The organism is Streptomyces sp. NPDC046900 (assembly GCF_040644975.1).
GTDB lineage: Bacteria > Actinomycetota > Actinomycetes > Streptomycetales > Streptomycetaceae > Streptomyces.
This window is the reverse complement of sequence record NZ_JBEYXD010000141.1, coordinates 1-14,199: the sequence shown is the minus strand read 5'-3', so window position 1 is coordinate 14,199 and position 14,199 is coordinate 1. Positions and strand designations below refer to the sequence as shown.

Annotated in this window: 12 protein-coding genes and 3 pseudogenes; 9 read left to right on the top strand and 6 right to left on the bottom strand. The window is 67.5% G+C overall.

The features are described 5' to 3' along the window. Nucleotides 1-135 precede the first annotated feature (135 nt). The 5 genes and pseudogenes from ABZ904_RS48015 to ABZ904_RS47995 all read left to right on the top strand — a co-directional run bounded on the left by ABZ904_RS48015 (nucleotide 136) and on the right by ABZ904_RS47995 (nucleotide 4,986). Nucleotides 136-768, top strand: coding sequence for an isochorismatase family cysteine hydrolase (locus tag ABZ904_RS48015; RefSeq protein WP_359392272.1), 633 nt, complete (start codon nucleotides 136-138; stop codon nucleotides 766-768). 445 nt (nucleotides 769-1,213) lie between these two features. Beyond that, complete coding sequence (locus ABZ904_RS48010; RefSeq protein WP_361830446.1) at nucleotides 1,214-2,056, top strand: MBL fold metallo-hydrolase; 843 nt, start codon at nucleotides 1,214-1,216, stop codon at nucleotides 2,054-2,056. Nucleotides 2,057-2,294: 238 nt separating this feature from the next. After that, nucleotides 2,295-2,450, top strand: a pseudogene (locus tag ABZ904_RS48005) (DUF4291 family protein); the annotation flags it as partial. A gap of 116 nt (nucleotides 2,451-2,566) precedes the next feature. Next, a complete protein-coding gene (locus tag ABZ904_RS48000) occupies nucleotides 2,567-3,364 on the top strand; it encodes a hypothetical protein (RefSeq protein ID WP_361830444.1) in 798 nt (265 codons plus the stop codon). A gap of 704 nt (nucleotides 3,365-4,068) precedes the next feature. Then, on the top strand, nucleotides 4,069-4,986 hold the full coding sequence (locus ABZ904_RS47995) for a hypothetical protein (RefSeq protein ID WP_361830442.1): 918 nt from the start codon (nucleotides 4,069-4,071) through the stop codon (nucleotides 4,984-4,986). Nucleotides 4,987-5,096: 110 nt separating this feature from the next. Here ABZ904_RS47995 and ABZ904_RS47990 read toward each other — a convergent pair whose 3' ends face one another. Further along, on the bottom strand, nucleotides 5,097-5,738 hold the full coding sequence (locus ABZ904_RS47990; RefSeq protein ID WP_361830448.1) for a hypothetical protein: 642 nt from the start codon (nucleotides 5,736-5,738) through the stop codon (nucleotides 5,097-5,099). A gap of 326 nt (nucleotides 5,739-6,064) precedes the next feature. On the opposite strand from ABZ904_RS47990, the gene ABZ904_RS47985 reads away from it, so the two are divergent. Beyond that, entirely contained in the window at nucleotides 6,065-6,724 is a 660-nt protein-coding gene (locus ABZ904_RS47985; RefSeq protein WP_361830440.1) for a hypothetical protein, read from the top strand. A gap of 154 nt (nucleotides 6,725-6,878) precedes the next feature. On the opposite strand, the pseudogene ABZ904_RS47980 reads toward ABZ904_RS47985, so the two are convergent. Then, nucleotides 6,879-7,058: pseudogene (locus tag ABZ904_RS47980) on the bottom strand (restriction endonuclease); the annotation flags it as partial. Between the two features lie 75 nt (nucleotides 7,059-7,133). Between ABZ904_RS47980 and ABZ904_RS47975 the strand changes: the two are divergent. The 3 genes and pseudogenes from ABZ904_RS47975 to ABZ904_RS47965 all read left to right on the top strand — a co-directional run bounded on the left by ABZ904_RS47975 (nucleotide 7,134) and on the right by ABZ904_RS47965 (nucleotide 9,960). Continuing rightward, a pseudogene (locus tag ABZ904_RS47975) lies at nucleotides 7,134-8,578 on the top strand (PP2C family protein-serine/threonine phosphatase). 194 nt (nucleotides 8,579-8,772) lie between these two features. Further along, nucleotides 8,773-9,240: a hypothetical protein gene (locus ABZ904_RS47970; RefSeq protein ID WP_360995732.1), complete on the top strand. Its 468-nt coding sequence runs from the start codon at nucleotides 8,773-8,775 to the stop codon at nucleotides 9,238-9,240. Nucleotides 9,241-9,501: 261 nt separating this feature from the next. Beyond that, nucleotides 9,502-9,960: a DUF4291 domain-containing protein gene (locus tag ABZ904_RS47965; protein WP_361830438.1), complete on the top strand. Its 459-nt coding sequence runs from the start codon at nucleotides 9,502-9,504 to the stop codon at nucleotides 9,958-9,960. 106 nt (nucleotides 9,961-10,066) lie between these two features. Here ABZ904_RS47965 and ABZ904_RS47960 read toward each other — a convergent pair whose 3' ends face one another. From ABZ904_RS47960 to ABZ904_RS47945, 4 genes are all read right to left on the bottom strand, one after another. Next, nucleotides 10,067-10,468 (bottom strand): DUF5958 family protein, encoded by a 402-nt coding sequence (locus ABZ904_RS47960; protein WP_361830436.1) that lies wholly within the window; start codon nucleotides 10,466-10,468, stop codon nucleotides 10,067-10,069. 62 nt (nucleotides 10,469-10,530) lie between these two features. Next, complete coding sequence (locus ABZ904_RS47955) at nucleotides 10,531-11,655, bottom strand: zinc-binding alcohol dehydrogenase family protein (protein WP_359392284.1); 1,125 nt, start codon at nucleotides 11,653-11,655, stop codon at nucleotides 10,531-10,533. A 509-nt stretch (nucleotides 11,656-12,164) separates the two neighbouring features. After that, the gene (locus ABZ904_RS47950) at nucleotides 12,165-12,797 is read right to left on the bottom strand and encodes a CBS domain-containing protein (protein ID WP_360995723.1); all 633 of its coding nucleotides are present in this window, start codon (nucleotides 12,795-12,797) and stop codon (nucleotides 12,165-12,167) included. 421 nt (nucleotides 12,798-13,218) lie between these two features. After that, the coding region (locus ABZ904_RS47945) for a S8 family serine peptidase (RefSeq protein WP_361830434.1) at nucleotides 13,219-14,199 on the bottom strand (981 nt) is incomplete at its 5' end.

The following is a 14,199-nucleotide window of genomic DNA, read 5'->3' as shown; positions in this document are numbered from 1 at the left end:
CCGCGCGGGCCAGTTTGATCTTCACACACCAGACAACTCGCGCGGCCTTCTCCATGTCCCCGTACGTGACCAAGATCAATCGCGGGGCAACCCGTTAGTCTCAGCAGAGAAGCAGCCGACCGAAAGAAGTCTGGTATGCCGATGCCGTCGTATGAGTCGAGCCGGATGGGCCTGCTGCTGATCGACACGGTCAACGAGGTGTTCTCGGAGAAGGGAAAGCTCTACCCGACGTTCAAGGACGAGTTCGACAGGATCGGCACGTTCGAGAACCTCAAACGGCTGCTGGCCGGGGCCAGGCAGCACAAGCTGCCGGTGTTCTTCGCGCCGATGTCCTACACCGAGCACGACTACACCTCGTGGAAGCACCTGTCCGGCATCCACCAGGAGATGTTCGGCAACCGCGAATTCGCCGCGGGCAGCTGGAACGCCGATTTCCACCCCGAGCTCTCACCCGTCGACGGCGAGGTCGTGATCGCCCCGCACAAGAACATCGACGTGCTCGCCAACACAGACCTCGGGGTCCAGCTGCGCCAGCACAACGTCGAGTACATCGCGATCGCCGGGATGATCGGCACGCACTGCGTGGAGTCGACCTCGCGCAGCTGCATGGAACACGGCTACCACGTGACCACCTTCACCGACGCCACCGCGGCGCTCGGTGGGCGCGCCGCCTACGACGCGATGGTCCAGCGCTACCCGACCATCTCCCACGCCACGTTGAGCGTCGACGAGTACCTCGCCGCTGTGGGTGCGGCGCTGAAAAAGTGAGCCCCACCTTCAGCGGCGCAACCTCCACGTCCGCTACCCCGACGTCCTCACCGCCCAACGCGAGGAGCGCCGCCCGCATGCTCTGCCCCATGAGTCTGAGCGCGGAGTTCCGCCGGCTGCCCCGGAAGGCACGACGACGGCTGCGCCGCCCGGCGCGGCAGCACAGAATCCCGCATCCATTGCAGCATCACCCCCTCCTGCCCGAGACCGCGGCGTGCTCCACCCGCCATCACACCCTGGCTACCGAGTGTGACGAGCCACGTTCCGAGTGGGAGCAAGACGTCGGCGTGCTCCCTCACCCTGCACGGCGCCGCGCATGTGCCCGCCCACGTCGGCTCGCGGCACCTGGCTGGGGGAGACGCCCGGAAAAGGATCAGTTTCACGCTTGCATACCAGGGCAAATCCCACTAATAGCCACCTTCCTGGTCATCCAGCGGGAGGTCTCGTGAACGCGGTGATCACGCTTCCGACAGGCGAGCAACCTGACGTTGACACCGGTGAGGTGCACTTCATCGGCAACGCCACGACATTGATCCGATGCGCGGGGTTCACGATCCTGACCGACCCCGCGTTCCTGCACAAGGGAGGGCATGTCCATCTCGGGCACGGCATCTACGCCCGCCGTGAGGTCGATCCCGCCTGCCAGGTTGCGGATCTTCCCCCACTGGACCTGATCGTTCTGTCGCACTATCACGCCGACCACTTCGACGACGTCGCAGCTCGGGATCTCGACAAGAGCATCCCCATCGTCACCACGCACCATGCAGTCGAGCAGTTGCGCCCGCTGGGCTTCGCGAATGGCCACCCGCTCGACACCTGGGAGAGCCAGACCGTGCAGAGAGGTGACGCCCGGCTCGAAGTGACGGCCATGCCGGCTGAGCACACCAACAACTTCGAGCTGCAGGACATGCTCATGCCGGTCAACGGCTCACTTCTGGACTTCTTCACCGGCGACCGGCATCTGTACCGGCTGTACATCAGCGGCGACACCATGCTGCACAACCGGCTGTACGACATACCCCAGCGCTATCCCGAGATCGACCTCGGGTTGTTCCACGCCGGCGGGACCACGCTCTTCCTCACCGTGGTGACCATGACCGGGCCCCAGGCCGTCAGGTGTGCGGAGATCGTCAGGCCGCGCACGGCGATCCCGATCCACTACAACGACTTTTCGGTGTTCCGCTCCGGGCTGGAAGATTTCAAGCAGTCCGTTGCCGCGTCTTCGGTGCCCATCGAATACCACTATCTGATCCACGGCGAGCGCTACGAGTTCACCACGTCGAAGTAGGTCAGGCCGCCCGAGCTCGGCGGTCACCCTCGGTCGGCTGAGTCATAACGCTCCTAGGATGGGGGCGTACGTCGAACGGCCATCCATCGGTGGCTCAAGCCTCACTCATGGGCCTTTTGTCCTGCAGTCGGGCAACACCAGCGGTACTTGGCGAAGAAACCGGCGGGTTGGGGCGGGAGACTCTGACGCGGTCGAAAATCGGTGGCCGCACAGACCGCTCGGCTCCACGCTGTACGTCATGGAAGAGCCGCAACGCGGGATCCGGGTGGTCTACGCAGCATCCACGATCACCGTCTACCAGGCGTACTCCCCGGACATCGGCCTGCCCGCCGTCCGCGAGGGCCGTTTTCCCGCCCTGTGGAAGCGGGACCGAATGACGTGGGTCATCAAGCCGCGTTGACAGACCCTTGCGCCTCACCGACGTCGAAAAGCGAGGACCGGAGGGCGCGCGGACGGGCCCCGCCATGCTGCCCGGTAGCTGTCTCCGACCGTGCGTTAGCCTCTCGATCCATGCCTGACCTGCCAGACCACTCCAGTGCGATCATCGACGCGATAGTCGATCACGTCGGCCGCTCGACGCTTCCCTTTCAGCGAGCCCACCGGGAGGAACAACACGCGACGGCCTTCTGGTTCAACGAACTCCTGGAGACGACCTCCGAAGGCGAGGTCATCCGGCAGTTCCTCGTGACCGCCAGTGAGCGGGCGCGAGTCGAGCTGGCCGAGTTCACCCTGCGCCCTGCACTGTGCGCACCTGTAATGAGCGCCCAGAAGCTGATGATGCTCGACTTCGCGAAGGGGTGGACTCATCTCGGCGACCTGGGGGTGGCGGTCATGCCCTCCACCGGGCTGCACGCGCACGGCGCCCGCAAGGGTTGGCGCTGGACGACCGACGAGATCACCGACGGCATCGCAGCCACGGAACAGGACGTCGCCGACCTCGGTGAGTCGCCGGTCCCGGCCTATCTGCTGGGACACGTCAACGACGGGGACGGCTCCCGAGAGCAGGCTGTCGTAATCGGCCAGATCACACGCTCAGGCGACGGCGGCATCCGGTGGATCGGAGACCTGCCACAAGGGTGCGTGGGCGCACCGGTGTTCATTGGCGCACCCCTCGGCGAGGACAGTTTCAAGCTGGTGTGCGTCGGAGTGACACTCCCCGCCGACGACCACCACACCATTGCCTCCTTCGACCGCATTCGCGCCGCCTTGAAAGCCTTCCCGCCGAACGGCACGTCAGCCCCGGACGGAGCCGGAACCGGTCCTCGGACAGTCGAGCAGAAGCGGCGCTGGTGGCAGCGACGCAACTGACGCCGCACAACACCGCCAGACCACGACCAGTCTGAACACCGCTGGAGCGAAAGGATTGTGAACGCTGCTTGACGTGGGTCATCAAGCCGCCTTCACAACCCATTTCAGTGACTGGCGGCGCCAAGGGAAGCAGACGGGTCCGGCGTTGTGATCAGGTCTGGTCGGCTCGGCGCTGAGCTACGGGCTCCTGGGCGAAGCGTCAACCATCAATCATGTGCGTGAGTTGAGCCGCCGAGCGGCGAAACCGCATCCATCATGACAGCTCAAAGTCTGTTTTCGTAGGACCGATAGCACAGCTCAGCGGCCTTGTCCGGCCCGTCCTCCGGCTCTCAGAATCGCCGGCATGGAGCACACCGACGAGGTTGATCAGGATGCGGTGCTGCGGGCACGCACGATGCTGCTCGGATCAGGCAGACCGAGCCTTGGCCAACAGGTCGAGGCGTACCGGGTGCTTTCGGCGGTAAGTCCGCTGACCTACCTGCCGAAGCTGACAGAAGCACTGCTCTCTTATGGATACGCGCCAGAGGTCCCGGGACCGTCCGGATGTGAGGCTGGCACGCCACACCGAGGCAGCGGCAACGGCCCGGCGCATAGACCCAGGCGAGCCGAAGAGGACCGAGCTGCTTGTACATACTCTGTCCGCGTACCGGTACGACCTGTATGCCGCCGGACGACGGACAGAGGGTTTCGCCATATGCGAGGAGATGGCCGAGGCCGGGCGGTGGGGCTTCGCGCACGGGCAGGTGCCGAGTCCCGTGTACGGGCACTGGCCGATGGCCACCGTACTGGCCGAGGAGGGACGTCACCGGGAGGCCGCCGAAATCTGCGGGATGTTGGTGCAAGCCCGTCGCTCGGAAAGTTCGGCGAAGTTCTCTTTCTGGACCACGGTGGCATGGGTGGCCGAACTGGATGCCGCTGGACACCACGACGCGGCGCTGGAGACGTTCGCGGACTTCGTGGACGTCACCCGAGCCGAAGTCGATGAGGACCGTTCTGCGCTGGCCATCCTGATATGGCAGCTGGTCCAATATGCCGGGATGCTGGGGACCGCCGGGCAGCGCGTCGAGGCTCGCGGGGTCCGACAACACGCCCTGGCCCTCCTGTCCGAGCTGGACAAGACCGGGGAACGCAAGAGCTGGAGCAACATCCTGTCGTGGTGGGCCACTCTGTACGCCTTGTCGGGTCGGTCGGCAGAGCCGGCACCGCTTCCGAGTGCGCCGACGCCTCCGTTCGGCTTTCCGTTCCTCGACTGGTCGCCCGACATCAAGCAGGCATACATCGACGGCCTGCCCTCCCTCGAAGAACAGGTCGCGCGCTTGAGAGAGGCGGCCAGGACAGACCCCCGCGGCCATTTCCCCGAACTGGTAGCCCTGCACCGAAGGCTCAGCATTCGTTCAGCCCTTTACTGGGAGAAGCGCAGCCACCGCATCCTGAAGCCACTCCGCCCGATCTTCAATGAAGGCGTGGCCCTCGCACGCCGCTTGGTCGATGTGGCAAGCGCGGAGCAGAGCCGGGAGACGCTGGGACAGGCCTTGACCGACCGTTCCATGTTCCTTGTCGCCGCCCAACAGTACGGCGAGGCCTATGACGACTACCGCCAGGTCGTCGACTTGCTGGACTGACGGGGCACATGACCGAAGCGCGCCAAAGACCCGCTCGATGCGGTGGAAGAAGGGTCTGTGAAAAATGCGTGACCTGGATCACCAAGCCGCGTTGACAGACCTTTAAGCAGCTAGGCCCGCTGGACACCCGGCGGTATGCCTGGCGCAGGAAGATCTAGAACACGGGCGAGGGCGGCTGTGACCGCAGAGCAGTGGTCCGGCAGATGCCTGGAGGCCCAATCGGCAGCCAACGCGAGGAAGTCGACCAGGTCGCGCTCGACGCCGACGAGCAGGTGGCGGAGGTCGGTGACGGACAGTTCGATCACCGGGCTGTCGCTCTGATGGGCATTGACCGTGAGCCGGACCGTGTCGCCGAAACGCTCCGCGATCGGTGACACGGGGTCGTGGCCGAACCCGAGCAGGCCGCCGACATCGACGAACCGCTGCCAGTCGCGCCAGTCCTCCAACCCATCACAGCAACCGGGCAGGAAAGTGACACCGGTGGCGTCGTCAGCGACCCGGAGGCCGCCCGCCACGAACAGCGTGTCGAACGTCAGCAGTCCGTGAAGGAACGAGTCGAGCGCGGTGGCTGGCGGAGGCGGCTGATCGCCGTCAGGGTCCACGTCATTGCAGCCGGCAATGCGCATCACCGCCGTCCCGAGCTCGGTGGGTGACAGCTCACCGCTGAGCGGCAGGAAATCCAGCGACTCGATCTCGGCGACAGGCCAGAGATCGAAGCCCTGGGTGGGAGTCATCTCCAGGACGGGCTGCATCACGATCACTTGGCGCAGTGTTCCGCATCCTTCCCCGGCCCGCCTTCCGATTCCACCGCGCACCCTCGAACGCACGCGGATCACAGGTCATGACCAGGCTGACTCCGATCCCCCACAGGCTCCACGTCGCCCACCTCCCAGGACGACCGCGCGGACCCAAGGCCGAGAACAGCGGGCGCCCTCTCGGATACTTGCCCAGATAGGTCTGTGAACGAAGCTTGACATGGGTCATCAAGCCGCGTTCACAGACTCCAGGGACACGTTGCTGCCCCCTGTCCTGTATCAACGCTGTTGGGTGAACCCGCCGAAGTCTGGATCATGGCTGCATGACGAAGTGGACGAAGGACGCACCTCCGGTCGAGCGGCCAAGCCCTGAGCCGGAGCTTTCTGCGTACCAGCAGGCGATGCGGGAGAGGATCCTCGCGGCCCCCGTAGTGCCGACGCCTGAGCCTTGGCGGCGTATTGCGTACGCCCCGGTCGGGGGACTTCTCGGGATTGGCTTCGCCTCGCATCCCGGCAGTGGCCAGGACCTGGTGATGGTCGTCTCGCACGACGGTCACGGTCTCTTCGACGCCGTCACGGGAGAGAAGATCGCGCGGGATCGCGACCCTGACCCCGAGGACAGCAGCCGCGATGCAGATCCCGCTCTGTCATGTCCTGGATTGGGGCCAGTCGCCGGAAGCAGGGTGCGCATTGCAGGGCTCTTCGGGGGAGGACTGCACACCACCGCCGAAGGGGGGTGGAAGCTGGAGGTCGTTGCCCCGGACTGGCCGAACGACCGTGTCGTGCTCTCCCGAGACGGCGGATTGCCGCACTCCGGTCCGTACGGGGAGGGCTGGTGGCACATCTTCCACTCCAACTACTCCGAGCTCCGTGCCGCCGGCTTCTCGCCCTCCGGGCAGACCCTTGCCATAGCGACGAGCAGTGATCTGTCCCTTTGGACTCGCGGGACCGGCCACAGCCAGAGTACCGGCGCTGAAGCCTGACTCCTCTGTAACTGGTTCCAGCCATTTCTGAGGATCGGCATGGCCCACCCCGAGCGATGCACCTAGCGGTCTTCGGAACAAGCAAGGTGTGGGTGGCGAGCCGCTGCGCATGGCCTATCGATTCAAGTGAGGGATTCGGCGGAACGGGTCGCCTGTAGCCCTTGCCGTCGAGGACGAAGTCCCAGTCCCCGTTGGACCTGCGGCGGAAGGAGCCAAGTATCAAGGCGGTCTCGCGGAGCCGACCGTCGGAGACCTCAAGTCTTCCGAGTTCGGTCATCCCAGGGTCGAGAGGCCGGATACATGCGTCTGTGAAGCCGGAGAGGTCGGCGTCCGGGCGAATCCGAGAACGTCCGGTGAGACACAGGCGAAGTCATCTGAGACGGGACACGGGCAAGCTCGCGCATGCGGTATGCCCGGTCGAGCTCGGCTGACCGCCCTGGCCGCCGCTCCCGCCCTCGTCACGGGCTTGCCTGACGTGAGTGGGGACGGGATCGGTGTGAGACTGGGCACGGAAGGGGTGATCTCCGTGTCGGACCCACCGCACGTGTCCTCCGGTGCCGACACTGCCGTTGACGAGAATCGGCTGGAAGAGCTGATTATCGAGGCGCAGACTGCCCTGCCGGTCGAACTGCCCGCCCTGGCGAATCAGTGCGCCTCGTCCCTCGGCCTGGACACCGCGCTGATCTACCTCGTCGACTTGCAACAACGGCTGCTCATCCCACTCGACGAGGCCTCGGAGCCGCTGCCGGTGGACGGCTCGTCGGCCGGCTGGGCGTACCGCACGGTCTCCCCGCGGGTGGCCGAGGCCGACGACGGCTTGATCCTCTGGATGCCTCTGGTCGACGGTGCGGAGCGTCTGGGCGTTCTGGCGGTGCGGACCGCCTCGCTCGACGGGGTGCGGATGCGCCGCAGCCGGATGCTGGCCCATCTGCTCGCCATGCTGATCACCTCCAAGCGCGCCTACAGCGACTGGCTTGCCTCCCGCACCCGCACCGCGACCATGCGGTTGCCTACCGAGATGCTGCGGGCCTTCCTTCCACCCCGCACCATCGGCAGCAGCAGGTGCGTATCGACCGCGGTCGTGGCACCGGCGTACGACATCGCCGGCGACGCCTTCGACCACTCGGTGGTCAAGAACGTGCTGCACACCATGATCCTCGATGCCATGGGTCACGATTTGACAGCCGGCCTGACCACGTCGGTTGCCATGGCGGCGGCGCGCAAGGCCCGCCGGGGTGGTGGAGACCTGGTCGACGTCGTCGGCTCCGTCGACCAGGCGCTCGCCCAGTGGCTGCCCGACTATTTCTGCACCGGCGTGCTGTGTCGGCTCGACGCCGAGACCGGGGTGCTGCGCTGGGTCAATTGCGGTCACCCCCACCGCTGCTGATCCGTGCCGAGCGGGTGCTCGCCGGGGCGCTGGACAGACCCCCGCAGCCGCCGATCGGCCTGGCTGGTCCACTCGCCCCGGCTGCCCGGCAGGTCCACGAGACGACCCTGGAACCGGGCGATTGCGTCCTGCTCTACACCGACGGTGTCGTGGAGGCTCGCGACGCGGACGGTGCGGAGTTCGGTCTCGACCGGTTCACCGACTTCATCATCCGCTCCTCCGCCGCCGGGCAGCGCCCGGCTGAGGTGCTGCGGCTGCTCATCCACGCCACCCTCGATTACCAGCGCAACCAACTGCGGGACGACGTGACCATCCTGCTTTCGAATGGTGCCCGCAGCACCAGTGACGCGGTCTGCGCCGAGCCTCGCTGTGCTCGTGCGCGGTCTTCGGCCGGGTCGGATACTCGGCGCCGTCGAAACGTTCGCCAGCCCGGCGTCGACCCCGCCGTATGCGCACCCTCCGACTGACGGAACGCCAGCTTGCGACTTCAGTGCAAGCACGCCAGTCAACCTCATCGCAGCCGAACGACGGTGGAGATCATCGGCAGGATCGACTGCACCACGTCGCGGGGATTCCATCGTAAGAAGCTCACGTCCGCCGCGCCCAAAGGTTGTCCGGACTCACCAATTACCTTATGGCACAGGCATGTTGGAATTCCCCTATGGCCACATCCGCTGACGAAACCACCCGCCTGGGTCCGGACGGGTCCGCGCACCAGCTGCGTGCGGAGATCGAGCGACTGAGAGACGAGGCGACGCGCCAGAGGACACTCGCCCATCGCCGGGCCGAGTTCTGGACCAAGACGGACATCGTCCTCGGTTTCCCCGCGGCCCTACTCGCGGGCACGGCGGGAGCGGCAGGACTGGCCTCGGCGGACGTGCGCGTTCCCGCCGCCCTCTCCGCTCTGGCCTCTGCCGGGTTCGCGGCGGGAGCCGGCTTCCTGCGCAGCGACACCAGACGCCGCGCCAACAAGCGCGCCCGGCACGCATGGGCCTCGGTCGAGGCGAGGGCCACGGTGGCACTCGCCCGGGAGGACGTGACCCACGAGGACCTGGGCGACCTGCTGGAATGCCGCCAGGCTGCGCTGGCGGCCTACGATGGCGAGGAGCCCCGGCCGGGGGCACCGTGATCCGCAGCCCTTCGGCTGCCGTCCCGCGTCGAAGAACTCGGAGTGGGTGACCGGGCCGGTGTAGCCGCCGGCATGGAATCGCAGCCGAGCGACAGTGAGGATCACCGGGAAGATCGGCTACACCACATGGCGGGACGCCATCCACTTCAGGGGTGCAGTGGCCCGTTCCTCGGGCTTGCCGGACGGGCACGGAGCGACTGTTCGTCGAGCCACTCCAGCCCCAGAACCTGCAGACAGGCTCAAAAGGTCTGTGAACACGGCTTGACATGGATCAAACCGTCGCTCCTGTGGATGATGTACCGCTGCGGCTGGGCCACGAAGGACGGTCAGGAGACCGTCCTGGCTGTTGAGATCACCCGCGACGGCTTCGAATGGGCCCTGCGCAACGCGTGCCTGTCGAGCTACGTCCGCGGGGTACACCCCGACCACGCCACCTGGCAGCGTCAGCTGAAGCACGCGCCCACTCGCATCCAGTGGGACCCCGAGCGGGACCTGCATCTGCAACCCCTGCCGTACCGCTCCTTGCAGCTCGGCCTCTCCGGCGAGGCCGCTCGACGTTACGCCGACGAATGGACGGTCGCCATCCGGGACGTGACCCCACTCGCCCACAAGATCCACACGCTCGTACGCAGTGGCAACCTCGACGCGGCTGCCCGCCTGCTGCCCCAGGAGCGTCCTTACACTGCCGCAAACGAACTGCTGACCCACCTGCGTCCCTGATCCAGCAATCCCCTACAACAGACCGCGCCATCGGAGCACATGACAGCACGGGCTCGCCAAGAGCGGAGTGTCGCGCCCGATCGGGGTTGCCCTCACCGAAAGATGATCAGGTAGCGGTCGGCCGCGCGGGGGGACGGCCGGCCAGGTTGTGCCACTCGTGGGTGCATCCGTCAGCGCAGTGACGCTCGCGTCGACGGGTGTCGGCGACAGCGAACAGCGCGAGCAGCAGAGAGAACGCCCTGGCGCGGTCGTAGGGCGGCAGGGCGGACATGTTCAACCGCCATCGGGACAGCATCACGGCGGGTGTGTAGGTCCGGCGTATCCCGGAGCGCTCAATGGCCTCCTCGACGTCAGCCTCTACCGCACGTGCCTGGAGGCAGAATTGCTCCAACTCCGTCAGAACCAGGCGCTGTTGCTCCTCCTCCAGGCCGGCGAACCACGCCAGGCCTTCCGACACCGGCCGCATCCCCTGGGCAAGCTCGTTGAGAATGACCTGGCGCTCATGCATGTTTCCCGCCCCCCTCTGGCGAGGCAGCGCTCCGCCCCCTGGTCCGACCCGATTGAACCAGATCAGGAACCAGAATCCGGCCCCCCGGCCAGATCGCGATCCACGATCACCGCCACCTTGCCCACCGTGCCGTGGCCCGCCTTGAGCGACTGCAGTCCCGTGCTGATCGCCTCCACGGTGCTGTCGATGGTCTGGCTGATGTGCGGGACCACAATTCCCTGCTCCGCCCACTCCATCGCCAGAGCCGTCCCGCGCTGGAGTAGATCACGCGCCTCGCTGTCGAGCGTGGCGGGTTCGGAGAAGTACCGCAGCAAATTGACGTTGACATGCTTGGCGCCGCGCTCGGCCAGGATGGCGGCCACCGGGCTGTCCGTTTCGACCAAGCGTGTCGTCTTGCCGGGGCCGACGCCGAGCACGATCCAACTGCCGTCCCGCCGGACGGCTTTCGCGGACTCGACAAAGCCCCGCTCGCTGTAGGTGGCGTCGAAGACGAGGTCGACGCCTTGACCGCCTGTCAGCTTCGCGATTTCGGCCGGGACGTCGTCGCGCTTGTAGTCGAATACGTGTTGGGCTCCGGATTGCCGGGCCAGCTCCATTGATTGCGGCGTGCTGCCGCTGCTGATGACCAGTCCCGCGCCCAGGGCACGCACCGCCATCTGCACGGCGAGGTGCCCGACGCCACCGCCACCTCCCGGGACATAGACCGACTCACCGACGTGAACGGCCTGGTAGAGACTCGCGAAAGCGGACAGGAAGGCCATCGGAAGCACCGCCGCATCGCGGAAGCTCAGGGACGGCGGCTTGCGGGCGGTGAGGAATCGGCTGGCGAGGGCATAGCCGCCTTCGCTTCCACTCGCGTCCGTCGCTGCCCAACCGCCATTGCCGTTCAGATCGGCCAGACCGGCTACCGCGTCGCCGACGGCTACGTCGCTCACTCCATCGCCCACGGCGACCACCACCCCCGCGAGGTCGAGACCGAGAGCGACGGGAGGCGTCCGCCCCATGAAATTGAGGTCGGCCAGCTTGTACTCCAGCGGGTTGAGCGACGAGGCGGCGACGCGGATCAGAACCTGGTCGGCAGCCGGCTGCGGGACGGGAACACGCACCGCCTCGAGCGGCAGCCCGGCTCGGTCTCTTGTGTAACCGACACCGAGAAACGTCTCGGGGATCGTCGGAGTCTGCTCCATGTTTCGCTTCCATCCGATGACACGCCCGGCCGCGACGGCACCGGCAGGACCGGGGCGATTTCGCGTGGGATCTCGAGGAGCACCCGGCCGAACGGCCGTCCCTCCGTGAGATGCTGCAGGGCCTCCGCCGCGGACTCGAGCGGGAATGTCTTCGCGACGACCCGCTCGACCGGCCCGGCTGCGGCTCGGACCTGCGCGTTCGCCCCTCGTTGGAGGCGATCACAACCTCCCTCGGGAGGCAGGACGAAACCGGCACCTCAACGTCACCAGAGTATGTACCGGGGAGGCCTTCGGCACGCTCAGCGGACATCGCCCGCCGCAGCGCCGACGCCGGGTCTCCCGACGGATCCCGGCCGCCGCAGCGGCCCCGTGCTGCCCCATCCGGCGACGCCTCGCGCTTGCCGTCGCCGTCCGCGGCCGAGGACGCCACCGCGGTGAGCGCGCCGGTCAGGCTCCTCGATCGGTTCCCCGCGTCAAGGGCGTCGAATGATCAGGCACGTCACCACCGGCTAGTCGGCCAGGTGGGTGTCCACGGCGACGACACCGTCGACCCCCTGGCACAGGCCCACGACCACGGGCACGAGACGCGATTCCGGGACGTGACCCCACAGGGTGATGGCACCGTCCTGGACCTCGACCTCCACGATGCCCTCGTCCAGACCGAGGATGCGCCGCAGGACGTCCCGCTCGACCTCACCGCGGATCTCGTCGTCGGAGCGGATGAAGGTGTCCAGCAGGTCGCTGCGGCTGACGATGCCGATGAGGAGCCCGTCGTCACCGACGACCGGCAGCTGCTTGACGTGCCGCCCGCGCAGTTCCCGCACGGCCCGGGGGATCGTCCAGTCGGGATCCGCGGTGAAGACGGGGCTGCTCATGAGCGCGCTCGCGGTCCGGGCCCGGGCCTTGCTCCAGGCGCGCTCGTCGTCCCCGTCCAGCCCCTGTGGATCGGGCATGCCGGTCTCGTGCCGCAGCACGTCGGACGCGGACACGACACCGATGGGGACACCTTCGTCGTCGATGACGGGGGCCGCGGCGATGTCGTTCGCGTCCAGCAGGGCGGCGATCTCGTGGAAGGGGGTGGTGGGGCGGACGGTGATGACGTCCTTGGTCATCACGTCACCGACCGTACGGCGGTGCAGCATGACATCGTCCTCCTCCGCTTCGCCTCGGGGCGGCGCCCCGGCCTCCGCGGCCGCTCGTCCACGCCGCCTCCCCTATCCATGACAGCACCGTCCCGCCCCCGCGACCAGTGACGTCCGGCCCGGCGAGGCGGGGCAGACGCCCTCACGCCCGAGAGTGCGTCCGGATCGACCAGGCGAGGCAGGCACCCTCACGCCCGAGAGTGCGTCCAGCCCGACCAGGCGAGGCAGGCACCCTCACGCCCGAGAGCGCGTCCAGCCCGACCAGGCGAGGCAGGCACCCTCACGCCCGAGAGCGCGTCCAGCCCGACCAGGCGAGGCAGGCACCCTCACGGACGGGAGTGCGGCCGAGCGCGTGGGAGTCGCACGCCGAACGGCACCCCTCGTCCAAGGGGTGCCGTTGTGTGCGCCGCGACGGGAGGGGCTAACCCGCCATGGACAGGACGTACGGCGACAGGGCCGGCGCCAGCTGTACCCCGGGGGCCAGGCCCAGGGCGACGAGGGCGTCGGGCAGGCCGCGGCCGACGCGGGCCGCCTCCACCGTGCCGAGGACGGCGAGCTGTCGGCAGCTGGCGGCGATGATCTCGAACAGATGCTGGACCCGGCCGGGGCCGCGGGGCAGCAGCTGTCCGTGGAAGTCCTCGTGGTGAGCGAGAACGAGGGCGGCCAGGCCCACGATGTGGGCCGAGGCGGTGCCGGTGCCGTCGAGCGCCGCGTAGCCGCCGTGCGGTGCGCAGGACAGGACCGCCACACCGGGTGCGGCCGCGTCGACCCCGGGGCCGTAGCAGCTGAACGGCGCGACGAAGAGGCCTTCCGGTGTCAGCTGGGGCCCGGTATGGGTGGCTTGGGAGGTGTCGGGCGGGTAGGAGCCGAAGACTCCCAGCGCGCCCGCGGTGAACACGGTGGGCAGCGAGCCCGGGAAGGTGACCGGTCCGCCAGTGTCGCCCGCGGGGGCGACGCAGGCGATGCCCACCGCGCTGGCGTCGGCGAGTTTGCGGGAGACCAGTGCCGAGGAGTACGGGGTGGCCACCGCGATGTGGGCGATGTCGACCTCGCGGTCGATGCAGTGGTCCAGGGCGGCGATCAGGTCACTGAAGTGCCCGTCGGGCAGCACCTTGCAGACGTCGATCTCGGCATCGACCGCGATGCCGATGACGCCCTTGCCGGTGTCCGCCCCGGCGATGACGCCCGCCGCATGCGTACCGGTGCCCACCTCGTCCTTCGCCCAGTCCTCGTCCGTGCCGTGCACGAGATCGATCCCGGAACGCACCCGCTGCTTCAGATCGGGGTGCTCGGCGCTGACACCCGAACCGATGAGCGCGATCTTGACACCGAAGGCGCGGAAGGTGGGGGGCAGCCGGTCCAGCCGCATGGCCTGCTGGCCCCAGCCGTACTGCTGGCGCTG

Excerpts from the sequence above, each read along its gene's own strand:
- ABZ904_RS48015 (WP_359392272.1), top strand. The coding sequence starts at position 136 with ATGCCGATGCCGTCGTATGAGTCGAGCCGGATGGGCCTGCTGCTGATC.
- ABZ904_RS48000 (WP_361830444.1), top strand. The coding sequence starts at position 2,567 with ATGCCTGACCTGCCAGACCACTCCAGTGCGATCATCGACGCGATAGTC.
- ABZ904_RS47995 (WP_361830442.1), top strand. The coding sequence starts at position 4,069 with ATGGCCGAGGCCGGGCGGTGGGGCTTCGCGCACGGGCAGGTGCCGAGT.
- ABZ904_RS47990 (WP_361830448.1), bottom strand. The coding sequence starts at position 5,738 with ATGCAGCCCGTCCTGGAGATGACTCCCACCCAGGGCTTCGATCTCTGG.
- ABZ904_RS47985 (WP_361830440.1), top strand. The coding sequence starts at position 6,065 with ATGACGAAGTGGACGAAGGACGCACCTCCGGTCGAGCGGCCAAGCCCT.
- ABZ904_RS47970 (WP_360995732.1), top strand. The coding sequence starts at position 8,773 with ATGGCCACATCCGCTGACGAAACCACCCGCCTGGGTCCGGACGGGTCC.
- ABZ904_RS47960 (WP_361830436.1), bottom strand. The coding sequence starts at position 10,468 with ATGCATGAGCGCCAGGTCATTCTCAACGAGCTTGCCCAGGGGATGCGG.
- ABZ904_RS47955 (WP_359392284.1), bottom strand. The coding sequence starts at position 11,655 with ATGGAGCAGACTCCGACGATCCCCGAGACGTTTCTCGGTGTCGGTTAC.
- ABZ904_RS47950 (WP_360995723.1), bottom strand. The coding sequence starts at position 12,797 with ATGCTGCACCGCCGTACGGTCGGTGACGTGATGACCAAGGACGTCATC.